Source organism: Shewanella sp. SP2S2-4, assembly GCF_031932025.1.
Lineage (GTDB): Bacteria > Pseudomonadota > Gammaproteobacteria > Enterobacterales > Shewanellaceae > Shewanella > Shewanella baltica.
This window is the reverse complement of sequence record NZ_JAUOER010000005.1, coordinates 49,274-74,300: the sequence shown is the minus strand read 5'-3', so window position 1 is coordinate 74,300 and position 25,027 is coordinate 49,274. Positions and strand designations below refer to the sequence as shown.

The following is a 25,027-nucleotide window of genomic DNA, read 5'->3' as shown; positions in this document are numbered from 1 at the left end:
ATTGTTTAAATCTCTATTTTAGATTTTATACGAGCTAATATTTTGAATTTTATATAGTTAGTTTAATTCATTCGTTTGCTAACTGGGCTAAGTCTTAGGTAGTATCTAACCGAATGATGCACTCATTACCCTAACCATAAAAAGATCAATAACTCAGGTGTGAGAAAAATGAAGGATAAGAATAAGTTGAGTTTTTGCTTAGGAAGTTGTCGCATCGACCCTTCCGATAACTCAATTTCATTTCAAACGCAGGCGGATGAAACGTCCCAACATGAAGCCGCTAAGGTGTCACTTCAACCTAAGTTTATTGAAGTGCTTAGCTATCTTGCCTTGCGTCATCCTAATGTGGTGACCCGTGATGAGTTGATCGAAAAAGTGTGGGAGGGCAATGTTTACGTAGGAACTAAGGCACTCACTAATGCGATTTGGCATTTACGGCAGCAATTGTCGCCACTCGAACAGGATGGTGGTGTGATTGAAACCGTGCGTAAGGCTGGGTACCGCCTCTTATTGCCCCCTGTCTACGACATTTCTGATGACACCGACATCGATAAACTCCAAATCACTGAGGCGAAGTTACAGCATACGATGCGACGACTGCATTTTATGGTGATATTGATGGGGGCGGTCATTGTGACTGTTGGTCTATTGATTGGCGTGCACCTGTACCAAGATAAACAGCGGATGACAGAGACCCAAATGACAGTGCTGACCAGAGATCCGGGATCGGAGCGTTATCCTAGGTTATCCCACGATAGGCGTTGGTTAGTGTATGGTGCGAGTCGTCCTGGCGTTACTTCTAGTCTGTATCTTAAAGATTTTAAACGTGAAGACATCCCCGCCCGTCAGTTAACGCCTTCCACATCGGCAGAGCTTCGCGCAGTGTGGAGTTTAGATGACACTAAGTTGTTTTTTGCCTCCCGAACTCAGGGAACGGGAGAGTGCCAAATTACTCAGTTAACCCTTGCAACCAATGAAACCCTCGCCTTAGCGCCTTGCTCGACCGATATGGCGGCAATAGATATTTCTGCTGACGGCCAATATCTTGCGTATGTTTCCTCCCTTGAGGCGGGTAAGGTGGGTGGTATCTACCGTTTGTCTTTGGTGCAACCTGACGCTAAGGCTGAAAGATTATCCTGCGAAGTGCACTGTAACTATGAAGACCGAGATTTAGCCTTCAGTCCTGATGGTCGTTGGCTGGCAATAGCGAGACGCTTTAGTAATATCTCGGAAGATATTTTTATTCGGGATTTAGCCAGTGCCAGTGAGAAACGCTTAACCCACGGACTAGAAGATATTCGCGGCTTGAGTTGGACACCTGATAGCCAGTCGCTGGTTTTTGCCACCGAAGATTCCGGCAGTCGCAACGGTTTTACTATCGATATTGCAACCACGCATATTCAATCTCTCGATGTAGAGGGAATGAGTTATCCCAGCAGTGTATCAGCGGAAGGTGAGCTTGTTTATCACCAGTATCGTCGTCAATTCCAAATGGCGTATTTTTCCCTTGGGGAGTCGGTATCTGGCAGTTTGTTTCCGCTCCTGTATTCTAGTATCAGCCACCGAAATCCCGATTATTCCCCCGAGGCGAAACGGATAGTATTTGTCTCTAGTGAGACTGGCTATAACGAGATTTGGGCGTCAGATATAAACGGCAAAAAACTTGAGCAACATACTCATCTCAAGTCGCGCGTAGCTTACCCGCGTTGGTCTCCCGATGGCTCTAAAATAGCTTTTATCGCCCCCGATGATCGCAATGAAGGTAATCGCATTTTTATTTTAGATTTAGCCAATAAAAATATTACTGCCTTAGCCTCGAGTTATCACAATCACGGTCGCCCCAGTTGGAATTGGCAGGGCACTGCCGTATTAGCATCGACCAGCGATGGCATCACGGAGTTTTATTTAGATAACAGTACACCAAGAGTGATCAGTCCTCTGACTATGGCTGTGGGATTTGCGAAATCGGCTAACGAATTTGTATTTAGCCGTTATGGGGTGAATGGACTCTGGCAGATTGATTTAACGCAGCCTGAGCAGGTTCGAGAGTTAATTCCTAGCAAAGTATTCCGTGCAGGTAATAACTGGGTGCTTACGGCAAACGGGGTGTATTTTAAATCGAGTAATGGTAACGAGCAGCGGCTGAATTTTTGGGAGGCGAGCAATCAACAGCTGACATCACTCCTAAGGGTTCCCCGTTCGAGCTTAAGCGGTTTTGGCTCTATGACGTATATCCAAGAGTCAAACCGCTTAGTGATGACGCTCGATGGCTTCCCACAACGGGATATCATCTTGCTTAAGCATAAGTTACTTAAATAAGTTGCTTTAAGGATTACTTAGCGCTAAATCTTCCGCCGAGTACAGCTTCGCGGGAGGCGCCTGTGACAGCTGGGAGGTTGGCGGGTAAGCCTAAGTGGTTACGCATGGCGAGCCAGGCGAAGGCGATGCCTTCGGCCCATTTAGGGTCGACGCCAAGGGCCGAGGTAGTATCCAGCTTATAACCTGGTAATAAGGCGGCAAGACGTTGCATCAGTTGGCCATTGAACGCGCCGCCACCACAGACGAACAATTCCCCTTCATTGGATAGTTTAATAATGTCTTGGGCTATGCTGTGGCAGGTTAAATCCAATAACGTCGATTGGATATCTTCTTCATCTAAATGATTAAAAGGCGATAATTGCTGTTCTAACCAAGCTTGGTTAAATAGCTCTCGCCCAGTGCTTTTAGGGTAAGCAAGGGAGAAATACGGGTGCGAAAGCAGTTGCATTAACAGGCCTTGGTCGGTTTTGCCCGATGCCGCCCATTCGCCATCTCTATCGAAGGGCTCACTTTTCACCTGCTGGATCCAGGCGTCTACCAAGGTATTGCCAGGTCCCGTGTCGAAGCCCAGCACTTGGTCACTGTTGCCCGGTAAATAAGTAATGTTAGCTATGCCGCCAATATTTAAAATAATGCGTTTTTTGCCAACTTCAGCAAAGGTTTGCTGGTGGAATGCGGGCACTAAGGGCGCGCCTTGGCCACCTAGGGCAATATCTTTACGGCGAAAATCGGCAATCACATCGATACCGGTTTCAGTTGCTATAGTGTTTGGATCGCCAATTTGCAGGGTAAAACCCACTTCAAGGTTTGGCATGTGGCGCACGGTTTGGCCATGGCTTCCAATGGCGATAACCTCTTCTTTGGCAATGGTGCATTTGCTCAGCAGATTATTGACTGCTAAGGCAAACAGTTGACCTACATTACGATCTAAACGGCCGAGGCGGTTAATTTCATCTGTACTGGGTAAGCAAAGGCGCTGTAGGCCTTTGAGCAAATGGCTCGGTATGGCTTCGGTATGGCTGGCGATAAGCTGCGGCTGCGCGCCAGAAAAGTCGACCAATACGGCATCGACACCGTCCATGCTGGTGCCTGACATCAGTCCAATATAATAAGCGTTTTTCATTGGGAGGAATCCGTCCGTCGTTATTGCATTGCCAATTGCGTTTGCTTGTTTTGCGAAAGTGTAGTCATCAATTGCTGGCTGAGTGCATCAAATTGATGTTTTTCTTTTCTCGCAATTGATTCGGCTTTAGGTAGCGTTATGGTTCTTGGGTTGCGGTGGACGCCATTGACGATAAATTCGTAATGCAAATGCGCACCCGTGACGCGCCCCGTTTTACCTAATGTACCTATGATTTGCCCTTGCTTAACGCTGGCTCCTTTGCTGACGTTGCGCTTCGTGAGGTGAAGATATTTGGTGGTATAGGTATCGTTGTGTTTGATAAACACATAGTTACCGTTGAATTGATTGTAGCCCGCTTCGATGACGCGTCCGCTCCCCGCCGCTTTAATGGGTGTGCCAATGGCGGCGACATAATCCACACCACGATGGGCTTTTACTTGGCCCGTTACTGGGTGTAAACGCCTTGGATTAAAGTTGGAACTGACATATTTAAAATCGACTGGTGAGCGTAAGAAGGCTTTACGCATGCTAGTGCCATTTTCGGAATAATAGTTGCCGTCGGTATAGCGAATGGCGGTATAGCGCTCATCTTGGTTAACAAATTCTGCGGCTAAGATATTGCCGTTACGCAAAAATTCACCATCGGCATATTCTTGCTCATAAATAATGGCAAAGTTGTCGCCTTCGCGTAAATCTAAGGCGAAGTCGATGTCCCAGCCAAATACGGTCGATAATTGCATGATCTGATTTGCACTCATGCCTGCATCGACGGCGGCGTTCCAGAAGTTGCTCTTAATCTTAGCGCTGGTGAAATGGCTGCGAATTTCCACATCCTTCTCAGAGATTTTTTCTTGGTATTGCTCTTGATTCTTAGTAATCACTAAGGTTGAAATTGCATTGACGCGATAACGCACTTCGGTCAAATCACCATTAACATCCTTTGAAATCACGATTTCTTCGCCTGGCATAATCTTAAGTAAGTTTTGTTTGGCCAAGGGGAGTTGGGTGATTTCATACACGTCTTTACTGGTTAATCCTGCGCGATCAAATACTGCGGCTAAGGTGTCACCGTTTTTCACGTTAAAATGTTCGACGTCCCTGTGATGGGCACTTTCGAGGGATTCTGTCGCTGGATTATTAGCATCACCCGCGGCAAGCACGTCGGTTGACGATAATGGCGCAGCATTGGTGGCCGCATTGTCTGTTTGGCCCTCTAATAACTCAGGACGTTCAGGCGAGCGAAACGCTAAAGGCACATCATAACGGGTGTTGATTTGAGCTTGGTCATCAATGCTAGTGGTTTGTCTTGAAGCTTGCGCTTCTTCAGAAGGGAGTAGCATGGTTATCATGGTGATAACTGAAAGAATGCTGAGGAGAATTTGATGCTTTTTAGGCAACAATTTAAATAACGTTATAACCTTTCCCATTGACGCCGATACCAATAACCAGAGACTTAAATAATCCCGTTAGTGTACACACTTTCAATTGTGGTGGCTAACAAGTAACATAAGTCTCTTCATTTTATGATCATGGCCTTAGGAGTCCCTGCCGAGATGGCTGATTTAGACCAAGTATTAGCAGAAATTAGACGTGGTACCGATGAGATTTTACTCGAAGCGGATCTGCTTGAAAAACTCAAAGAAGGACGTCCACTCCGTATTAAGTTAGGCGCCGATCCTACCGCTCCGGACATCCATCTTGGACACACAGTAATCTTAAATAAATTAAGGTTATTCCAAGAGTTAGGTCATGAAGTCATTTTCTTGATCGGTGACTTTACTGGTATGGTGGGTGACCCAAGCGGTAAAAACAGTACGCGTCCACCGTTAACCCGTGAGCAAGTATTAGCGAACGCCGAAACCTATAAAGAACAGGTTTATAAGATACTTGATCCAGTTAAAACCCGTATCGAATTTAACTCAAGCTGGCTAGAGCCATTGGGCGCAGCGGGGATGATCCGCCTTGCTTCCAAGCAAACTGTGGCTCGTATGATGGAGCGCGATGACTTTAAGAAGCGTTATGCCTCGGGCCAATCTATTGCTATCCATGAGTTTATGTATCCTTTACTGCAAGGTTATGACTCAGTTGCGCTGCAGGCCGATGTTGAGCTGGGTGGTACAGATCAAAAGTTCAACCTATTAATGGGCCGTGAACTGCAAAAAGCGGAAGGCCAAAAGCCACAAGCTGTGATCATGATGCCGCTGCTCGAAGGTTTAGACGGCGTGAAGAAAATGTCTAAGTCGGCGCACAACTATATTGGCGTGAGCGAACCTGCCAACGAAATGTTTGGCAAGCTGATGTCGATTTCGGACGATTTAATGTGGCGCTACTTTGAGCTGCTATCATTCCGTCCACTGGCTGAAATTGAGCAGTTTAAGCAAGATGTGGCCAATGGGTCTAACCCACGCGACATTAAAATTGCCTTGGCTAAAGAAATCATCACACGTTTCCACGATGAAGCGTCTGCAGAAAGCGCGCATCAAGCTTTTGTTGACCGTGCTAAGGGCATGATCCCCGACGATATCGAAGAAATCGAGTTAGTGGCGGGTGAAGGTATTGCGATTGCAAATCTGTTGAAAGATGCTGATTTAGTGGCGTCGACTTCAGAAGCCATGCGGATGATCAAGCAAGGCGCGGTGAAGATGGACGGCGAAAAGCTGGACGATAGCCGTATGACTTTGTCTGCTGGTACTGTCGCGGTATTCCAAGTCGGTAAACGCAAGTTTGCCAAAGTGACTTTGGTTTAAGACATTGTCTGTTAAATGAAAAGTCGTTAATCGAACAAAAAGAGCGCCTTAGGGCGCTCTTTGTTTTTAAATCTGTTTCACCCCATAAGATTAAGGCGCTGTGTTGGCTTCATGCTCGGCGATATTACATCTGTCGGTGCCAAAGTGTTGCCCATCGCTGCATTTCCACGCCAGTTGCGCCGAACTCACCTGCCATTGTTTTGCATTCTGCTTTAAGGAAATAATCAACAGCATTTGTGGATGTTGCTTGGAGAGCTCGCTCACCTGATAGGTCAAAATGCTGTCTTTATTGGTTTGGGTTCGCACTAAGGTAAATTTGTTGCCTGCGTATTGGCTGCTGATCTGACTTGGGTCTTCCGACCAAGGTTGATGTTGCGCCTGAGCGACACGCAGCTGCTGATTAAAATGACTGACGGGCTGAACGGCGTAGGACACGATAATGGGCTGTAAGGCCTGTGCTTTTGGTGCCAGCATTAAGCCATTAAGGGCGAGTAGGGCTATCAATCCAAAAAACTTCATACAAACCTCATTGAAACGAAACGACTCTGTCAACCTAGCTAAGGTGAAATACGCAGTGGTATTGACTCATTGTTAGTTTCGACCCGTTTTTAGGGATCAAGTTTCAAAGACGGGGAAATTTTGTGACTACTGCATCGCTAATTGATCAGACATGGTCTGGTAATCGATAAGATCCACATGCTCAGTCACCCTATGGTTGAGCATATCGAGTTTAAGGCTAGTGACGCCAGGAATAGCGATGTCGATGATTTTGCCAGGTTTGCCGAATTGCTCGCCCGGCCCTTTGAAGTGATAGTTACCTATCATTACTACCAAAGAGCCAGCGTTATACATATGTTCTATGTTGAAGTCGTACTCGAGTACGCCCTCATGGGCGCGCTCAAGAAAGTCGATGATGAAGCGGCCGCCGGTGTATTTACGGTTAGCGGTTTTGTCGAAGAAGATACTGTCGCGGTTATAGAATTTTCGTAGTGTCTTATAGTCGTGTTCGGTTAGTGCATTCATATACTTTACGGCTAACAGCTGTTCTTGCGGCATTTCACCTGAGTTGGCTTGCGCCGCTGCAGGATTGAGGGCTGGAACAAAAATGAGGCACAAAATAAGACACAATATTCGCAAACTATTCCCTCTTGGTTTTGAGATCAAAGGCCGGTAACGACAGATGCCACTTGATGGCGCTTAAGCGGATAAATAGGGCACTGGTCATCGCCAGAAACAGCGCCGTTTTCTCGCCCATACCGTAGGCTAAACTCACGGTATAGCCGATACCACCAATGATTGAAGCTGTGGCATAGACTTCTGTACGTAACACCATAGGAACTTGTCTGCACAGTAAGTCTCGAATAATGCCTCCTCCCACGCCTGTGATCAAGCCCATAACCACGGCAATCATGCCACTTAAGCCCATATTGAGGGCTTTTTCGGCACCAATCACAGTAAACAAGGCTAATCCAAAGGCATCGGCGACCGGCAAAATATATTCGGGCACCTTACGAGGTCGACGCACTAACAGCAAACAGGCGAGCACAGTTGCGAGGATCACTATGATGTAATTGGGATCGCGGATCCAAAACACAGGCGTCGCGCCAATCAAGGCATCCCGAATACTGCCACCGCCCACAGCGGTAACCGAGGCGAGCACTATGACACCAAAGGGGTCCATTCTATGGCGTCCAGCGGCGAGTGCGCCAGAAAGTGCAAATACAGCGGTACCCCATAAATCAAAAAAGTAGATCCACTGGCTCATTTACTCATCTCTTTGATATGGATATTTAATGCGTCCACAGAGATGCGGATTTCAATCACAGATAAAATCAGTGAATAGAGCAGTAATAGCAGGCTAGCGCCAAAAATCACTGAGCCAGTTTTATTAAAGCCGACATAGATGAAAATCATGCACAGTACGCACAGGGCAAAGCTAGATACGCCCGCTTCTTGCATACGACGAATAATGGAAATGCGTTGACTCAGGTTTTTGATTTGATCTTTATGAACGGGTTTCTCACCACTGCTTAAGCTCCGTATTAATGCCGCGAGGGCAAAAAAACGATTAGTATAAGCTAATAGTAACAATGAGATAGCAGGAAATAACAACGCAGGTGTTGTTAATGAAACATGCATGTTTTCGAGCAAGATAGTCAGCCTTTAACTTCACGTTGAGATAATGCGGCATCATATCACAGGCTTTGTAACCAACGTAAACTTGCCCATAACAAGGGCAGTATAATGATAAAGCTAAACCAGATAGCACAGGCACGTGAGGTCAGCTTGATTGCAGGCGTGATGTCATCACTGGTTGGCTGCGGACCATAACGTAGTTTGTCCACATTAATACGCACGCCAGCAAACTTCTGTGGTCCACCGAGTTCGATTCTCAAAATACTGGCCACGAGATTCACACTGAGAACATAACCTCGAATAGCGTGATGATTTTTAGGGGCTCTAAAAAGTTTTGCAAACGCCTTAGGCCCGCCTTGAATGGCGAGCGACAGGCTCCACAACCAAGCCGGAATCGCCAGCAAGATAATGGATACACCATTCACAGTACTGCAAAAATGTTGATACTTTGGTTGAATGGGCGGCCAGCTTAATTCGAGTTGTTTGAGCATGCGCACCGCCAGCACTAGCGGTGCTCCGGCGATAGCGAAAAAGAAAATGGTCGATGCTGTGCCGTAAATAGGCGCTGTGGCGAGTTTTTCTATGGTGGCTTTGGCTAGGCCGATTTCCGACAAACTATCGGTATCGCGCAGCACCCAAGGCTGTAACAGCTTTTTTGCGCTGGCATTGTCTCCACGTTTTAAGGCCTTAGCGATTTCATCGGCGACTTGGCTAAACCCTGCATCGGTTAAACACAGATAAAGCACTAAAAATTCGAAAAACCATGGAAAGGCGGCCAGTTCGAGCAAAAAGGTGATAATGGCCCAAAACGGGAACAGTAACAGCAACATAGCTAAAAAGCCTGCTGTGGCTTGTTGGCTTGGAGAGCGTTCAGGGCGATTCACTTTGGCTGCGAGTTGCTTGGCTAAATGGCTAAACCAAATAAGCGGCTGCATTTCCCGTGGCAATGGTGCTAAGCGCGCCAATAACAAAGCAAAAAAAAGTACCAAAAAGCCTTCAAACAAAGCGCCATCTATCTCGACAAGTTGTTGATAAAAAGAGGTGTGCATTCGGTACTTTCCGCTTAAGTGATTATTTTACTGAGTCAGGATTCAGTTGCTCAAGTAGCAGCATCACCATCAACGCCGAGTGGTAACCCGCTTTGACAATATAAGAATCAAAATCCACTGGCGAGTCATTGTTGGCGTTATCCGATAAAGAGCGGATAACCACAAATGGCACACCAAACTGATGACAAACTTGAGCAATTGCCGCGCCTTCCATCTCACAGGCGGCCATAGTCGGGAAGTTTTTGAGCATGGCTTGGGTGCGAACAGGATCGCAAATAAAGCTGTCGCCAGTACAGATCAACCCTTCAATCGCTTTGACTTCACCCAGCTGAGCAATGGCCTTGTTGGCGGCTTCAACTAAATGTGCGGCAGGAATAAACGCAGCGGGTTGCTGTGCCATTTGGCCAATTTCATAACCAAAGGCGGTGACATCCACATCATGGTGACGTACTTCAGAAGAAATCACGATATCACCAATGGCCAACGTATCGACAAAGCCACCGGCAGAACCTGTGTTGATCACCGCATCTGGCGCATATTTTTCGATGAGCAGTGTGGTCGCAATACTTGCGGCGACTTTACCTATGCCTGAGCGAGTCACGACTACGTCTTTACCTGCGAGTGTACCAGCAATAAATTCAATACCAGCAATGGTTTGCGATGTCGCGTTTGTCATGGCGGCTATAAGGTGAGCGACTTCTGGCTCCATTGCGCCAATAATTCCAATTTTCATGGGAGACCTTTTTGATTCAACACTTAAGAGTGGGACACGAGAATGCTGGCTAATATACCACACAGTTTTATGCAGTCGTTATGGTGAGATTGGGATTGCTTAATAATGGCGCGGTAAAATGCGGGAGGGTTAACGGAAAAGTACGCTCATAAGATGCGCGCTTATATCTATTTCTCCATCAACCGATAGCGACAAGTCACAAACAAATGGCTGGACTTGTTTGCCTAAGTCCAGCCATTGCAAAGCTTGTTAAATGACAGCGATAAAACAGTTTTTTAGCGATAAAACCAACACATTGGCGTTGTAAGCTGTAGCGCTTAGTCTAAGTAGTTAAGAATACCTTGAGCAGCATCGCGACCTTCGGCAATGGCTGTCACGACTAAGTCAGAACCGCGTACCATATCACCACCAGCAAACACTTTTGGGTTGGTGGTTTGGAAAGGATTTCCGTCTAACTTACTCGCTTTAACTCGGCCCCATTGATCGAGCTCGATGCCATGGTCGGCAAACCAAGGTGCTGGACTAGGTTGGAAACCGAAAGCAATAATTATCGCATCGGCTTCGAGCAACTGTTCACTACCCGCAATCGCTTCGGCGCGTTGACGACCACTTGCATCGGCCTTGCCCATGGCGGTTTCGACGCATTCAATGCCAACTACTTTGCCATCTTGGGTCTTAATCGCCACAGGTTGACGGTTAAACAGGAAGTTAACCCCTTCCTCCCGCGCATTTTGTACTTCGCGGCGTGAACCCGGCATGTTGGCCTCATCACGGCGGTAAGCACAGACTACGCTGCTGGCACCTTGTCTAACGGCTGTGCGTACGCAATCCATCGCAGTATCACCACCGCCTAATACCACCACACGTTTACCTTCAAGGTTCAGGTAGGGCGTTTGTGCATCTTGAGTGCCCATTAAATGGTGGGTATTACCAATCAAATAGGGCAGGGCTTGGTATACGCCTTGGGCATCTTCACCCTCAAGGCCTGCTTTCATCGCGGTATAGGTGCCCATACCAAGGAATACTGCATCGTATTCTTCGAGCAGTTTAGTAAATGGGATGTCTTTACCGACAGTAACCCCGAGTTTGAACTCAATGCCCATGCCTTCTAATACACTGCGACGGGTCGCCATGACGGCTTTGTCGAGTTTAAAAGACGGAATGCCGTAGGTGAGCAGGCCACCAATTTGTGGATATTTATCAAAGACCACGGCTTTAACACCGTTGCGAGACAGAATATCCGCGCAGCCTAAACCTGCAGGACCCGCACCGACAATCGCCACTCGTTCAGGGCGTGGCGTGACCTTGCTCATATCGGGGCGCCAGCCTTGGGCGATCGCTGTGTCGGTAATGTATTTTTCGACATTACCGATAGTGACAGCGCCAAAGTCGTCGTTCAGAGTACAAGCACCTTCACAGAGTCTGTCCTGTGGACAAACACGGCCGCAGATTTCGGGCAGAGTGTTGGTCTCATGCACTAAATCTGCCGCTTCCATGATGCGGCCTTGTTCCGCTAGCTTGAGCCAGTTTGGAATATAATTGTGTAGCGGGCACTTCCACTCACAATAAGGATTGCCGCAATCTAAACAGCGGTCCGCTTGCTCAGCCACTTGAGGCTGAGCAAAAGGCTGATAAATCTCAATAAACTGAGTCGCACGTTTAGCCGCAGGGTGTTTAGCGGGGTCTTTACGACCCACTTCAATAAATTGAAAATCGTTACTCATGCGCCATTACCCCGCTTTTACAACTAATTCTGGGCTCGATTTCTCTAACTTGAGCAGATCGGCCACGGCAATATTTTTAGGTTTTACTAATACGAAGCAATCTAACCAGTTACCAAAATCACTTAAGATCATCTTGGCATGTTCGCTGCCCGTTTCGGCCACGTGGGCTTCAATCAGACCTTTTAAATGTTGTTGATGGATCGGTGATTCGAGTTTTTGAGTATCGACAAGCTCAGTATTCACACGGCGATTGAAGCGGCCGAATTGATCGAACACATAGGCAAAACCGCCTGTCATCCCAGCGCCGAAGTTCACCCCTGTTTTACCAAGGACAACTACAATGCCGCTGGTCATGTATTCGCAGCCGTTATCGCCAAGCCCTTCAACCACAGCAATCGCCCCAGAGTTACGGACTGCAAAACGCTCGCCCGCTTGACCTGCGGCGAAGAACTTGCCGCCCGTCGCGCCGTAAAGACACGTGTTACCGACAATGGCGCTGCGCTCACTTTGGAACGGGCTGCCAATTGGCGGGTAGATGACGATTTGGCCGCCAGACATGCCTTTACCCACATAGTCGTTGGCATCGCCGCAGAGTTTTAACTCAAGGCCTGGGCTGTTCCACACGCCAAAGCTTTGGCCGGCACTGCCGTTAAAGCTCAGTTTGACCGGCGCTTTGGTGCCTTTGACGCCGAGTGTGCTCGCGATATAGCCTGACATCGTCGCGCCAACGGAACGGTCTGTGTTGTTGATGCTGTAAGCTGCATCGAAACTCTCGCCCTTATCGACAGCACTTTGGCATTCGTTTAATAAATGCTGGTTAAGCAGCCCTAAATCCGCTGGTGGATTAGTTTCTTGCCAAGTGCGTGACGAGGTTGCTGGCACCTTGGGTTGATACAAAATCGGTGACAGATCTAAGCCTTGTTGCTTCGCGGTTTGGCCTTCGAGGGCATATAACCATTCGCTGCGACCGACTAAGTCTTCAAACTTGTTCACCCCTAAGGTCGCCATCCATTCACGAACTTCCTGTGCAACAAACTCAAAGTAAGTCATCACTCGCTCTGGCAGACCATGGTAATGGTTGTCGCGCAGGTTTTTATCTTGCGTTGCTACGCCAGTCGCGCAGTTGTTCAAGTGGCAAATACGCAGGTATTTACAACCTAGGGCGATCATAGGCACAGTACCAAAACCAAAGCTTTCGGCGCCTAATAACGCGGCTTTAATCACATCGGTGCCGGTTTTTAAGCCTCCATCGACTTGCAGGCGAATTTTATGGCGTAGACCATTTTCCACTAGCGATTGATGCACTTCGGCTAAACCTAGCTCCCATGGACTCCCCGCATACTTCACTGAGGTGATTGGGCTGGCACCTGTGCCGCCGTCATACCCTGAAATCGTGATCATATCCGCATAGGCTTTAGCTACGCCGGTGGCGATCGTGCCCACGCCGGGTTCAGACACAAGTTTGACTGAAATCAGCGCTTTCGTGTTGATTTGCTTCAAGTCGAAAATCAGCTGGGCTAAATCTTCGATAGAGTAAATATCGTGGTGCGGCGGCGGTGAAATCAAGGTTACACCAGGGCGCGCATGACGCAGTCCGGCGATTTCAACACTCACTTTATGGCCGGGTAACTGGCCACCTTCACCGGGTTTTGCCCCTTGGGCGACTTTAATCTGCAATACATCGGCGTTGACTAAGTAGTGCGCCGTAACGCCAAAGCGCGCCGAGGCAATCTGTTTAATCGCAGAGTTGCGTTCAGTATTAAAGCGGCGAGCATCCTCACCACCTTCACCTGAGTTCGAGCGGCCGCCTAAGCGGTTCATCGCGATAGCCAGCGCTTCATGGGCTTCGGGGCTCAAGGCACCGATACTCATGGCCGCGCTGTCAAAACGTTGATATAAGCCCGCTGCGCCTTCGACGTTAGCGACATCAATTGATGCCTGCGCCCCCTTGATACCGATTAAGTCACGTAGCGTGGCTATTGGACGATTGTCGACGAGGTCGGCAAACTTTTTATAGGTTGCGAAGTTTTTGTCGATCAATGACGCCTGCAAAGTGTTGACAACATCAGGGTTGAAGCAGTGATACTCACCCCCTTCAACGTATTTCAGCAGGCCACCTTGTGGCAATGGCACATGGGCGCGGTAGGCCGCTTTGTGCAGAATCGCTTGGTCTTGGGCGATTTCAGCAAAACTGACGCCTTCGATACGGCTGATCACGCCCTTAAAGCACAGCTCAATCACGTCGCTGGCGATGCCGATGGCTTCAAACTGTTGGCTACAACGGTAGGAACCGACAGTGCTGATGCCCATTTTGGACATGATCTTACGCAGGCCTTTTTCGATGCCGTAACGGAAATTCAGCATCAGTGCTGTGGTGTCGGTTAACTGATGACGTTTCGCCAGTTCAGAAATTGATTCATACACTAAATACGGATAAATCGCGGTGGCACCAAAGCCAAGCAAGACGGCAAAGTGATGTGGATCTCGCGCCGATGCGGTTTCAACAATGATGTTGGTGTCGCAGCGCAGGCTCTTATTCACCAGCATTTGTTGCACAGCACCGACCGCCATGGCCGCAGGGATCACTTGCGCCGTTTTCCCTATGGCTCTGTCCGAGAGGATAAGTAAAGTCGTGCCGCTGCGGGCTAAACGCTCGGCTTCGGCTGTAATACGGCGGATGGCACTTTCTAATCCTTCCTGTGGCTCGTAATTCAAATCCACAATGTTGGCGCGGTAGTAAGTGCTATCTAATCCCAGTAACTGATTAAAATCACTGAACAATAAGATGGGTGAGTTGAACATGACGCGGTAGGCATTACCCGTCGTTTCATTAAAGAGGTTCTGCTCACGGCCAATACAAGTGGTCAACGACATAACGTGTTTTTCACGTAATGGGTCTATGGGTGGGTTAGTCACTTGAGCGAATTTTTGCCTAAAATAGTCATACAGTGAACGCGACTTTTTCGACAATACCGCCATAGGCGTATCGTCGCCCATAGAACCTGTGGCTTCTTCACCTTGCTTCGCCAATACCCAAATGACTTGTTCTAATTCCTCACGGGTATAGCCAAATTGTTTTTGGTATTGCAGCAAAAGCTCAGGGCTTAACTCGCTGGCACCATGTTGTTCAGAGGCTAAATCTTCCGCTGGCGTTAAAGTACGGCTGTTCTTCGCCATCCACTCTTTATAAGGGTGGCGACGTTTCAAGTCGTTATCAATTTCAAAGGATTGGTACAGGCGGCCGTTCAAGGTATCGAGTACCAGCAGCTCACCAGGTCCAACGCGGCCTTTTTCAATCACTTCATCGGCGGCGTAATCCCAAATACCGACTTCGGAGGCCAAGGTCAAAATACGATCTTTTGTGATCACATAACGCGATGGACGCAGACCATTACGGTCAACGGCGCAGGCGGCATGGCGACCGTTGGTCATCACAATACCTGCCGGACCATCCCAAGGCTCCATGTGCATGGAGTTAAAGTCGTAGAAGGCTTTTAGTTCGTCATCCATTTCTGGATTACTTTGCCAAGCAGGCGGGATCAATAGACGCATGGCACGGTATAAGTCCATGCCACCGGATAACAGCATTTCCAGCATGTTATCTAAAGATGAAGAGTCTGAGCCTGTTTCATTCACAAAGGGAGCGGCCTGCTGCAAATCTGGCAGTAGTGGTGAATTAAACTTATAGGCACGGGCGCGGGCCCATTGACGGTTACCCGTAATCGTATTGATTTCGCCGTTATGGGCTAAATATCTAAACGGCTGAGCTAATGGCCATTTAGGAGAAGTATTCGTTGAGAAACGTTGATGGAATAGGCAGATAGAGCTTTTTAAGCGAATGTCCGCGAGATCGGGATAAAACGCGGGCAAGTCTACAGGCATCATCAAGCCTTTATAGACGATAACTTGGCCAGACAAACTCGCGACATAGAAGTCCTTATCGTCGGTGATTTGCTGCTCTAAGCGGCGACGCGCCATATAAAGGCGGCGTTCCAAGTCTTTTTCACGCCAGCCAATGGGGGCGTTGATCAGCACTTGGTAGATTTGTGGCAGGCTAGCCTTGCCGATTTCACCTAACACATCGGGATTGACCGGTACTTTGCGCCAGCCTGCAATACTTAAGGTTTCACGCTCGAGTTCGCGCTCAAGAATAAACTTGGCTTGTTCGGCCAGTTCATCATCTTGACTTAAAAACAGCATACCTACGGCAAATTTACGGCTCAAATGCCAATCATTTTCCGCGGCAATCGCTTCAAAAAATTGCACTGGCAATTGCATTAATAAACCGCAGCCGTCGCCAGTGCGACCGTCGGAGGCAATGCCACCGCGGTGCTTCATGCGATCTAGACCATGGATTGCCGTGCGCACTATACGGTGGCTGGCTTCGCCATCCATCTGTGCTATCAACCCAAAACCACAATTGTCCCGCTCAAAACTGGGATGATATAAGCTCATACAAAAACCTCCCTAGACCTCAACTGATTACTACTCGGGGAGAAAATGTAAAGACTTTCTATAGATATGCACCCGAACCACCCAAATTAGCCTGAGATTCAATAAAGGTCAAACCAAAAATTTGCATAAAACATGGGTATTAATTCATGATTCATACACAAATCATAATTGCTTTACGTTAACGTCAACAGTAAAAAGTGCTGTATAACATTATGAATAAAAAGAATTTTAAAAATGAGGAAACTATGGGTTTACTAAAATGTAACATGTTGGCGGGATTGTTTTTGATTTAGAAATAGTGATTTTTATTGCAAACACAGTAAATAAATAAAAAATTAAAATTGTTGAATTATTATTCATTTTGATGTGAGCAATATCTCAATGGTAAGCGCGTTAATTTGAGGATGCGCACATTTCTGACAATAAGGGTATGGGTCAGGCGGGAATTTGATGTAGCGCCAAGAAACCTCTCGCTACCTCGTTTACACTAAGCTTTTTCTTCTATTTGTTCACGTATTTTCTTTTCTATTTGTGATTTTATCTTGGTTATTCTTAATGAAGCGATATGAAATTTGGTGGGTGCTCTGATGGGGCTTGATGCATATGTGAACACCTTTGGTGCCGTTTGCAAGGCGCGATATGGTACGCGACTACGAAAACTCACCATAGATGCCAAGTTTACTTGCCCCAACCGTGATGGCACCTTGGGGCGTGGAGGTTGTACTTTCTGCAATGTGGCCTCATTTAGCCACCAAACTGCTGATGTGCTGAGTATTACCGAGCAGCTCGAACAGGGTAAGAGTCGTTATCGTGAGGCGAAACCTCAGGCGCAAGCCGATAAATTTATAGCATATTTTCAGGCTTACACTAGCACTTATGATGAGTATCAGGTGTTAATGGCTAAGTACGATGAAGCCGTTAAAGATGGCGAGATAGTGGGTTTGTGTGTAGGAACTCGCCCCGATTGTGTGCCAGATAATGTACTGGATTTACTGGCAAGTTATCAGGCAAACGGCATTGATGTGTGGTTAGAACTGGGGTTGCAAACCGCTAAAAATGAAACGCTGCGCAAGATCAATCGCGGCCATGATTTCGGTTGTTATTGTGACACAGTGTCGAGGGCGAGAGCTCGCGGACTTAAGGTGTGCACTCATCTTATTCTTGGCTTGCCCGATGAAACCCATAGCGATTATATGGCGACCTTAGCGGCGGTATTGCAGCAGGGCGTTGATGGCTTGAAGTTGCATCCTTTGCATATCGTCGAAGGTAGCACTATGGCCAAGGCGTGGCGAAGTGGGCGCTTACCTTTACTGAGTCTTGAAGATTATGCTCGCAGTGTCGGTGAGATGATCCGCCATACACCCGCGGAAGTGATTTTCCACCGCGTCACCGCTTATGCGAAAAAACCTATGCTATTAGCACCAGATTGGTGTGCCTATCGATGGGATGGATTGGTGGCAATTGTGGATAATTTACAGCTTTATGGTGGACAAGGGCACGTATTAGCGCAACGATAGAGGTAAGTTAGTGGGATACATTTCCTCCTTAAATGCTATGTCGTCGCTATTATTTTGTAAGTGTTTACTTACGACTATTAGTTTGTTTTTTGTTAATTTTAATCTGAATTTGACCATGGATATCGCTATAAGTTGCACAGACAATTTTAGTGGGTATCATGTGATAAATTCGTTTTAAGCATTGGACCACTTAAGGGAGGCCTCATGGCCACAGTTGAATTAGAAGTAATCCTAGATCTCAATACTCTCGAACAGTACTGTAGCGCCATTGGTGCCGGTACTTTACTAAAGAGTGTGGTGTTATTTGAGCAGTTAATGCCTGAATATGTAGGAAATCTAGTGAAGGCTAACGACGCTGCAGATAGAGATACCTTATGTTCAGAAGCGCATAAATTTAAAGGTGCCGCAGGTTCGGTAGGTTTAAAACGCATTCAGCAAATCGCCCAGTTATTACAACATGGTGAAGAGCCTAGATGGGATGCTGAACACGGCGCTTGGGTTGCTGAGATCGTCGAACATGCGAGTGCGGATCTACAACAGTTAAAGTTATTCCTCCAAGCTAAAGCATAAGATATTGATACGCTAAGGCGCAGCAATAACATCTGTTGTTGCGCCCAATTGAGTGAATGATTGCGTTAGATTGTTGCGTTCGTTATTGCGTTAGTTTGACGGCTGAGTTTGTTGCTTTTTACGTTTCCCCGCGAGTGCTTTTCTCCTCTTTGTTTGTTACTCCCACTTAAGGTTTACAGCTAATCGGTTGAATGTCGATTCGGCTCACATTCTTGAAATCTAATGCCGCGTTATTGGCTTTCAGTTATGCTAGAGTAGATTTAATTTCTTAATTCATAACCTTAATGGCAATCGAGAAAATGAAAAGTTTACCTAGCTTAAAAAACTTATTCTATTTGGTGAATCTCCATCAAGAGCAGAATTTTAACCGCGCGGCTAAGGTGTGTTTTGTCAGCCAATCGACGCTTTCGAGTGGGATCCAAAACTTAGAAGAGCAGTTAGGGCATCAGTTGATTGAGCGAGACCATAAGTCGTTTATGTTTACCGCTATTGGTGAAGAAGTGGTGCAGCGCGCCCGTAAAATTCTCACCGATGTGGATGATTTGGTTGAATTGGTGAAAAACCAAGGCGAGCCGATGACAGGCGATATACGTTTAGGGTGTATCCCAACGATTGCGCCTTTCCTATTGAGCCGTGTTATTCGCCAATGCCAGCAGTCTTATCCAGCGATGAGTTTATTACTGAAAGAAGATACCACTGAGCGTTTGTTGGATGCCTTAGGTAAGGGTGAGCTGGATTTATTGATCCTTGCTTTGCCTGTGGATACCAGCGGTTATCACAGTATGAAAGTGGGTAAAGATCCATTCAAAATGGTGATCCATAAGGATTTAGCCGGAGAAATCCATCAGCCGATCGATTACCAAGCCTTGCCAGACGAGAGTATTTTCCTGCTGCAAAGCGAGCATTGCATTACGGGGCATGCCATCACTGCCTGTCAGCTTGGGGATAGCGCGAAAGTGAATCCGTTTGCCGCCACCAGTTTGCATACCTTAGTGCAGATGGTGAACAGTAAGCTGGGCACCACATTCCTGCCGCAAATGGCAATCGATGCGGGTATTTTGAATGACACTGATTTGGTGGTGATGACGCCGCCGGGTGAAGCGCCTTACCGTGATATCGGCCTTGTCTGGCGTCAAACGACCAGCCGGATCTTAACCTTCCGTACCTTAGGTTTAATGATCCAAAAGTTATTAACCAAAGAAGCACAATAAGCTCGCTGCAACAGCACAAAGTGTCACAGCAAAAAGTGTTACTACAACTCAACGCTTAAATATGATGAGAAATTAGAGTGGGGAAACGCCAAACACTTCGATGGAGTGTTGTTTCCCTTTGAGTTTGACTGGGCCTAGATTCGATAGGTGATATTGCGTGTTGGGATTATCTAAACGTCCCGCGAGTGCGCCCGAGATCAACATGCGTTGCCCCAAGGGATTACACTGATCTTGCAGTCTCGCTAGGGTATTGAGCACATCACTAAAGAAACTAATCTCTTGTTTTTGCACGCCAACAACCGCTGCTACGACTTGGCCACAATGGGCCGCCGCTTTAAACTTAGGCACAAAGCCATAGTGTTCTTCAAAGTAACGTCTTTGCCAATTAAGCTGCTGACTAAATTCAAAATAGATATTCATGCAGCGGTCGTGGACTATCCCTTCTTCTAAAGGCCAGTGGATCAACACGGCATCGCCCATATAGCGATAAATCTCGGCTTCGTTGTTGGTCACAGTGTCCGACAGCAAACTAAAGCTATCTTGGATCAAGCGACTAAAACGGTAATCCCCAAGTGATTCGGCGTGTGTGGTCGAGGCGACCATGTCTAAGTAAAGGAATAATCGTTGTTCGTACCTTGGCTTATGGTATTTACCTAGGCCAATGTTGAGCAGAATACGTGGGCCAACTAACAGCGCCATTTGCTCGACGAAGGCTAAACTGACCCGCACGACCACCAAATAGACAATCAATGCTTGGAATGAAGGACTGTAGAGAATGTGCGCCGTCAGCATTTGTCTTAGGGTCGACATGTGATTTTCGATGGCCCACATATTCAAAAATTGGGTCATGTAAGCTAATGTTGTCGCACCCAGTAATAAAAACAAGCCTTTAAAGATGACAGAAAACACATAGGGGAGGCGATTGATGGCACTGAAATCAGCAATAACGTTCGACATCCAATGCAGGCTGCCAAAAATTATCCCCATATAGATAGCAAGTGTCGCGAGATCGGCCGAACCTACCGCCCATTGGGGCAGTTCTGGTGATTGGGCATATCGAAAAAACACGAATGCAGCCATGGCAATCGCCCAAGCTAAAATCGCAAAAAGGAGTTTTTTCGCTTGTCTACGTGCTCTCACTGCGTGATGGGTATCCGAATACGGCGGTGATTTCAGAATGCCGTAGTTTATAGAAAAGAGTCACCTTAGTGCCAGTGAAATTTGTGATCTGGATCAATCTAAGTCTATATCGTCACTAAATATTAACCAAAAACCTTATTAAGTATCATGGCGGTGAAACTGGTCTTTAAATAAAAACCCCTAGGGTTGGTCATTTTGAGGCTGCCATCTTCGGCAATGCTTTGCGTTAATGCTTTACTGTTGGCGGCTTTGGGACGTAATTGCAGTACTTCGCCGTGGCGTGCGGTGAGTTTTTCGACTTTGCCGAGGGCGATAAGCTCCATGATCTCTTCCCAATCCTGTTGCAGCAATTGCAACTCCTGTGGATCAGGCTCCCACAATATCGGGGTGCCAATACGGCGCTCACCCACAGGAATATGTCTCTCACCTTCAACGGGTACCCAAAGGACGCGCTGTAACTTATGGCTGACTAAGCTGTTTTGCCAGGTTAACCCTTGGATATTCGACAGCGGCGCCACGCAAACATAAGTGGTCTCCAATGGACGTCCCTGTGAATCGATGGGGATAGTTTTAAGTTCGACACCTAGATGCAGAAAATCTTGCTCAGGTTTAGAACCGGCTGTCGCGCCCAGTTCCATTTCGATTAACTGGCCGACCCAGCCTTTATCCCGCTTAAGATCCTTGGGGACACTTAGGCCTCTTTGGGCGGCAATTTGCGCCAAACTCACGCCAGCCATCATATGGGCGCGTTCGAGTAGCTCTGGGAGATTTTCGGGGGGAATAATTCGATTCATGGCTGGATTTTACTTAAAAATAACCGCTTAGCAATGGCGGTCAAAAAATGAACTCCGCAATTTGAGTAAACTTGTACCGAATGTTTTTATTCTAAGTATCTGATTTTAAATTTCATATCCGAGTTACCCCCCGTTTTGCAAAAAAGTGTTCAAAGTTACTCTCTGCTTTCCCTTGCGTTCCCCACATACTTATCCACAGATATTATGGATAACTCAGTAAAATGCGTCCCTTAACCTAATAAAAACCCCAAGTCAATGCGAATAAAGGGCATTTATTCCGGCTTTTGTGGACAGTTGTGGACACTATTTGTGTATAAAGTTGAGTAATATCGTGAGAACCATAGAAATAGCTCTAGCTGGTTAAATAATGAGCTTTATTGCTTTTTTTGCCATTAATAAATTAGAATTTTCATTCAAGTTATTGAATTTATTTTAGATAAAGTTTTAACTCTAAATTAATCAAATGGCGCTAAATAGATGTTTTTTGAGCGTTATAACAAGTTTACCTGAGTTTCAAACAGAGATATCCACAGAAAATGTGGATATCCCCGCATTTCATCCCCTAGCTTTGTTGATAAATGTCTTTTAAGTGTAATTTTATCCAAGGCCTAGGGTGAAATAGAGGTTTGCTGAGAGACTAGCTTTATGAAACAATCAGTTTATTAAAATTTAATGTGATTTGGAGTCCATGTGATTGATAGCGACGGCTTTCGCGCAAATGTGGGCATTATAATTTGTAACAGATATGGCCAAGTCATGTGGGCCAGACGCTTCGGTCAACACTCATGGCAATTTCCTCAAGGTGGCGTCGATGATGGCGAGACAGCAGAAGAGGCAATGTACCGTGAGTTATATGAAGAAGTAGGCCTAAGACCCGAACACGTGCATATCCTAACCTCGACCCGTTCTTGGTTACGCTATCGTTTGCCAAAGCGTTTAGTCAGACAAGACAGTAAACCTGTGTGTATTGGGCAAAAACAAAAGTGGTTTCTGTTACAACTGAAAAGCCAAGATAGTGCGATTAATTTGAGTTCCTCTGGGCATCCTGAATTTGACGATTGGCGCTGGGTAAGTTATTGGTATCCTGTGCGGCAAGTCGTGTCATTTAAGCGTGATGTTTATCGTAAGGTGATGAAAGAGTTTGCGGTAACGGCATTGTCATTCCAAACCCTAGAAATACCTAGGAAACGGGGAAGACAAAAAACAACGGACTGATTTTCAAAAGAGGATTGAAAACAGTGTTAAATACGCTTAGGGATATTACTCAGGCTGTGGCATCTGCCCACAGTTTGGAAACCGCATTAGAAGTCTTAGTCTCATCGACTAAAGCGGCGATGGAAACCCAATGTTGCTCCATCTATATCCTAGAAGAGCAAGAACTGGTGTTATCTGCAACCGACGGTCTTGAAAAAAGCGCCGTTGGTCGGGTACGTATGCCACTGACTGAAGGTTTAGTCGGACTCGCTGCTCAGCGAGAAGAGGCCGTTAACCTAGCTGATGCACGGCTTCACCCCAGATTTAAACTTTTCCCTGAAGTTGCCGAAGAAGAATACCGTGCCTTTTTAGCTGTACCTATCATCTACCAGAAAGCCGTGGTCGGGGTGATAGTGGTACAGCAGGCGAGTGCTCGCCAATTCAGTGAAGGTGAAGAAGCCTTCCTGATGACGCTCGCCGCCCAGTTAGCAATGGCGGTGCGCGGCTTAAAACAAAAAGCCCAAGTCAGTTCCCATCATCAACAAATTCTATTTCAAGGTACGTCGGCGTCAAACGGTATCGCCATTGCCTATGCTTTTGTGCTCGGTGGAGAGATCCCCCTTGAGCAGCCCGATGTGCACTCTGACGATATTGCCTATGAGTCCAGCCGCTTAACGACGGCTATGGTGCGTTGTAAAGAAGCGATTGGCGCTTTATCTCAGCGGTTTGATCGTGAGCAAGATGACGAAGTAGTCTCTATTTTCAATGCATTACAGCTATTACTTGATGACGCCAGTTTAGGGGGGGAATACGCCCGTGAGGTGCAATTAGGTTGGGCTGCTGAAACGGCGGTGAGCCGAGTGTCCTTGCGTTACATTCAGCAATTTTTGGCGATGGAAGATCCTTATCTTAAGGAGCGAGCAAGCGATATCCGCGACTTAGGCCAAAAAGTATTACGCCAGCTGATTGAGCCAGAGCGTTTAGAGCTTGAACCCGATAAACCTGTTATTTTAATTACCCGCGAAGCCGATGCGACTATGTTGGCTGAGTTTCCAAGACAGAAACTCGCGGGGATTGTCACTGAGCTTGGCGGGGTAAACTCCCATGCCGCTATTTTAGCCCGCGCCTTAGGTGTGCCGGCCATTACTGGTGTAGAACAACTGTTATCCGCCAATATTGACCAAAAGCTCTTAGTGGTAAACGCAAGTCGTGGCCAGCTATTGGTATCGCCATCCCCTGCTATTGTCGGCGAGTATCGCAGCTTAATTTCGGCGCAAAAAGCGCTGCAACGCCAGTATGCTCAAGAATTAGCACTGCCTTCCGTAACCCTCGATGGCTCACGTATTCGCTTGTATCTCAATGCGGGCTTACTCAGTGGCGTGGCCTCTGAAATTGCCGAAGGTGCCGACGGGATTGGACTGTATCGCACCGAAATTCCTTTTATGCTGCAACAACGTTTCCCGAGTGAATCTGAGCAAGTGAAAGTGTATCAACAGGTCTTATCGGCGGCGTCTGGTCGACCTGTGGTGATGCGCACTTTAGATGTTGGCGGCGATAAACCTTTGCCGTATTTCCCAATTAAAGAAGACAATCCTTTCCTTGGCTGGCGTGGGATCCGTTTGTCGCTAGATCATCCAGAATTATTTTTGGTGCAGTTACGGGCCATGTTACAGGCTGGTGGAGACGGTAAGCAATTAAGTATTTTACTGCCTATGGTCAGTAATTTAGATGAAATTGATCAATCCTTAGAATATCTGCAGCAAGCCTATGTCGAACTCAAAAACGATGTAAATAGCAACATAGTGATGCCACGCATCGGCATTATGCTCGAAGTGCCGGCGATGTTGTATCAATTGGATGATGTGGCAAAACGGGTAGATTTTGTTTCCGTTGGCAGTAATGACTTAACCCAGTATTTGCTTGCGGTTGACCGTAACAATCCACGGGTGAGCTCGTTATTTGACAGTTATCATCCGGGGATACTGCGGGCTTTGCATCAGGCTCACTTAGATTGTCGATATCATAAACTTGATATCAGTATTTGTGGAGAGCTCGCGGGCGAGCCTATGGGCGCCATTTTGTTGGTGGCCATGGGATACGATCAATTGAGTATGAATCAGGGCAGTTTAGCGCGAATTAATTATCTATTGCGCCGTGTTGCAAGGACCGATTTAGATCAATTGCTCGCTCAAGCCTTGAGCCTATCAAACGGCTTTCAAGTGCGGGAGCTGGTTAAAGAATATTTAAACCAGCAAGGTCTCTCGACAATTCTTAATTAACTAATCTTGTCTTTTGCTTTAAGCTAAGGCCCTCAA

At 46.9% G+C, this 25,027-nt stretch carries 19 protein-coding genes; 7 read left to right on the top strand and 12 right to left on the bottom strand.

Annotation, left to right across the window (positions count from 1 at the left end):
- Positions 1–168: 168 nt before the first annotated feature.
- Complete coding sequence (locus tag Q4Q54_RS06025) at positions 169–2,319, top strand: winged helix-turn-helix domain-containing protein (RefSeq protein ID WP_311889467.1); 2,151 nt, start codon at positions 169–171, stop codon at positions 2,317–2,319.
- A 13-nt stretch (positions 2,320–2,332) separates the two neighbouring features.
- Here Q4Q54_RS06025 and Q4Q54_RS06020 read toward each other — a convergent pair whose 3' ends face one another.
- Both Q4Q54_RS06020 and Q4Q54_RS06015 read right to left on the bottom strand, forming a co-directional pair.
- Complete coding sequence (locus tag Q4Q54_RS06020) at positions 2,333–3,442, bottom strand: anhydro-N-acetylmuramic acid kinase (protein WP_012088585.1); 1,110 nt, start codon at positions 3,440–3,442, stop codon at positions 2,333–2,335.
- A gap of 20 nt (positions 3,443–3,462) precedes the next feature.
- On the bottom strand, positions 3,463–4,869 hold the full coding sequence (locus Q4Q54_RS06015; RefSeq protein WP_311987966.1) for a peptidoglycan DD-metalloendopeptidase family protein: 1,407 nt from the start codon (positions 4,867–4,869) through the stop codon (positions 3,463–3,465).
- Between the two features lie 126 nt (positions 4,870–4,995).
- Here Q4Q54_RS06015 and tyrS point away from each other — a divergent pair, with 126 nt between their 5' ends.
- Positions 4,996–6,189 carry a tyrosine--tRNA ligase gene (tyrS, locus tag Q4Q54_RS06010; RefSeq protein WP_012088587.1) on the top strand — a complete coding sequence of 398 codons (1,194 nt, stop codon included), beginning with the start codon at positions 4,996–4,998 and terminating at the stop codon, positions 6,187–6,189.
- Positions 6,190–6,279: 90 nt separating this feature from the next.
- Here tyrS and Q4Q54_RS06005 read toward each other — a convergent pair whose 3' ends face one another.
- The 8 genes from Q4Q54_RS06005 to gltB all read right to left on the bottom strand — a co-directional run bounded on the left by Q4Q54_RS06005 (position 6,280) and on the right by gltB (position 16,286).
- Positions 6,280–6,708: a hypothetical protein gene (locus Q4Q54_RS06005; RefSeq protein ID WP_012088588.1), complete on the bottom strand. Its 429-nt coding sequence runs from the start codon at positions 6,706–6,708 to the stop codon at positions 6,280–6,282.
- A 126-nt stretch (positions 6,709–6,834) separates the two neighbouring features.
- Positions 6,835–7,326 carry a nuclear transport factor 2 family protein gene (locus Q4Q54_RS06000; protein WP_012088589.1) on the bottom strand — a complete coding sequence of 164 codons (492 nt, stop codon included), beginning with the start codon at positions 7,324–7,326 and terminating at the stop codon, positions 6,835–6,837.
- Between the two features lies 1 nt (position 7,327).
- The gene (locus Q4Q54_RS05995) at positions 7,328–7,954 is read right to left on the bottom strand and encodes a trimeric intracellular cation channel family protein (protein ID WP_006080751.1); all 627 of its coding nucleotides are present in this window, start codon (positions 7,952–7,954) and stop codon (positions 7,328–7,330) included.
- Entirely contained in the window at positions 7,951–8,328 is a 378-nt protein-coding gene (locus Q4Q54_RS05990) for a DUF2721 domain-containing protein (RefSeq protein WP_126493519.1), read from the bottom strand. The genes Q4Q54_RS05995 and Q4Q54_RS05990 overlap by 4 nt, the downstream gene beginning before the upstream one ends.
- A gap of 56 nt (positions 8,329–8,384) precedes the next feature.
- Entirely contained in the window at positions 8,385–9,374 is a 990-nt protein-coding gene (locus tag Q4Q54_RS05985) for a cobalamin biosynthesis protein (protein ID WP_106649835.1), read from the bottom strand.
- Between the two features lie 22 nt (positions 9,375–9,396).
- Positions 9,397–10,107 carry a 5'-methylthioadenosine/adenosylhomocysteine nucleosidase gene (locus Q4Q54_RS05980; RefSeq protein WP_259582913.1) on the bottom strand — a complete coding sequence of 237 codons (711 nt, stop codon included), beginning with the start codon at positions 10,105–10,107 and terminating at the stop codon, positions 9,397–9,399.
- A gap of 317 nt (positions 10,108–10,424) precedes the next feature.
- The gene (locus Q4Q54_RS05975) at positions 10,425–11,831 is read right to left on the bottom strand and encodes an FAD-dependent oxidoreductase (protein WP_311987965.1); all 1,407 of its coding nucleotides are present in this window, start codon (positions 11,829–11,831) and stop codon (positions 10,425–10,427) included.
- A gap of 6 nt (positions 11,832–11,837) precedes the next feature.
- Positions 11,838–16,286, bottom strand: a complete 4,449-nt coding sequence (gene gltB / locus Q4Q54_RS05970; RefSeq protein ID WP_311987964.1) for a glutamate synthase large subunit — start codon at positions 16,284–16,286, stop codon at positions 11,838–11,840.
- Between the two features lie 587 nt (positions 16,287–16,873).
- Here gltB and Q4Q54_RS05965 point away from each other — a divergent pair.
- From Q4Q54_RS05965 to oxyR, 3 genes are all read left to right on the top strand, one after another.
- Entirely contained in the window at positions 16,874–17,803 is a 930-nt protein-coding gene (locus tag Q4Q54_RS05965; RefSeq protein ID WP_311889460.1) for a TIGR01212 family radical SAM protein, read from the top strand.
- Between the two features lie 204 nt (positions 17,804–18,007).
- Positions 18,008–18,373 (top strand): Hpt domain-containing protein, encoded by a 366-nt coding sequence (locus Q4Q54_RS05960; protein WP_006080758.1) that lies wholly within the window; start codon positions 18,008–18,010, stop codon positions 18,371–18,373.
- A gap of 299 nt (positions 18,374–18,672) precedes the next feature.
- A complete protein-coding gene (gene oxyR, locus Q4Q54_RS05955) occupies positions 18,673–19,584 on the top strand; it encodes a hydrogen peroxide-inducible genes transcriptional activator OxyR (protein ID WP_086010628.1) in 912 nt (303 codons plus the stop codon).
- 72 nt (positions 19,585–19,656) lie between these two features.
- Here oxyR and Q4Q54_RS05950 read toward each other — a convergent pair whose 3' ends face one another.
- Entirely contained in the window at positions 19,657–20,724 is a 1,068-nt protein-coding gene (locus Q4Q54_RS05950) for an adenylate/guanylate cyclase domain-containing protein (RefSeq protein WP_006080760.1), read from the bottom strand.
- Positions 20,725–20,846: 122 nt separating this feature from the next.
- Complete coding sequence (gene mutH / locus Q4Q54_RS05945) at positions 20,847–21,518, bottom strand: DNA mismatch repair endonuclease MutH (protein ID WP_006080761.1); 672 nt, start codon at positions 21,516–21,518, stop codon at positions 20,847–20,849.
- 690 nt (positions 21,519–22,208) lie between these two features.
- On the opposite strand from mutH, the gene rppH reads away from it, so the two are divergent.
- Both rppH and ptsP read left to right on the top strand, forming a co-directional pair.
- On the top strand, positions 22,209–22,733 hold the full coding sequence (gene rppH, locus Q4Q54_RS05940; RefSeq protein ID WP_311987963.1) for an RNA pyrophosphohydrolase: 525 nt from the start codon (positions 22,209–22,211) through the stop codon (positions 22,731–22,733).
- 23 nt (positions 22,734–22,756) lie between these two features.
- Entirely contained in the window at positions 22,757–24,991 is a 2,235-nt protein-coding gene (ptsP, locus tag Q4Q54_RS05935; RefSeq protein WP_311987962.1) for a phosphoenolpyruvate--protein phosphotransferase, read from the top strand.
- Positions 24,992–25,027 lie beyond the last annotated feature (36 nt).

Coding starts and splice junctions, on each gene's coding strand:
- Q4Q54_RS06025 (WP_311889467.1), top strand. CDS start 169: ATGAAGGATAAGAATAAGTTGAGTTTTTGCTTAGGAAGTTGTCGCATC.
- gltB (WP_311987964.1), bottom strand. CDS start 16,286: ATGAGCTTATATCATCCCAGTTTTGAGCGGGACAATTGTGGTTTTGGG.
- Q4Q54_RS05980 (WP_259582913.1), bottom strand. CDS start 10,107: ATGAAAATTGGAATTATTGGCGCAATGGAGCCAGAAGTCGCTCACCTT.
- mutH (WP_006080761.1), bottom strand. CDS start 21,518: ATGAATCGAATTATTCCCCCCGAAAATCTCCCAGAGCTACTCGAACGC.
- Q4Q54_RS06015 (WP_311987966.1), bottom strand. CDS start 4,869: ATGGGAAAGGTTATAACGTTATTTAAATTGTTGCCTAAAAAGCATCAA.
- Q4Q54_RS05990 (WP_126493519.1), bottom strand. CDS start 8,328: ATGCATGTTTCATTAACAACACCTGCGTTGTTATTTCCTGCTATCTCA.
- Q4Q54_RS05985 (WP_106649835.1), bottom strand. CDS start 9,374: ATGCACACCTCTTTTTATCAACAACTTGTCGAGATAGATGGCGCTTTG.
- Q4Q54_RS06020 (WP_012088585.1), bottom strand. CDS start 3,442: ATGAAAAACGCTTATTATATTGGACTGATGTCAGGCACCAGCATGGAC.
- oxyR (WP_086010628.1), top strand. CDS start 18,673: ATGAAAAGTTTACCTAGCTTAAAAAACTTATTCTATTTGGTGAATCTC.
- tyrS (WP_012088587.1), top strand. CDS start 4,996: ATGGCTGATTTAGACCAAGTATTAGCAGAAATTAGACGTGGTACCGAT.
- Q4Q54_RS05975 (WP_311987965.1), bottom strand. CDS start 11,831: ATGAGTAACGATTTTCAATTTATTGAAGTGGGTCGTAAAGACCCCGCT.
- Q4Q54_RS05965 (WP_311889460.1), top strand. CDS start 16,874: ATGGGGCTTGATGCATATGTGAACACCTTTGGTGCCGTTTGCAAGGCG.
- Q4Q54_RS05960 (WP_006080758.1), top strand. CDS start 18,008: ATGGCCACAGTTGAATTAGAAGTAATCCTAGATCTCAATACTCTCGAA.
- Q4Q54_RS05995 (WP_006080751.1), bottom strand. CDS start 7,954: ATGAGCCAGTGGATCTACTTTTTTGATTTATGGGGTACCGCTGTATTT.
- Q4Q54_RS06005 (WP_012088588.1), bottom strand. CDS start 6,708: ATGAAGTTTTTTGGATTGATAGCCCTACTCGCCCTTAATGGCTTAATG.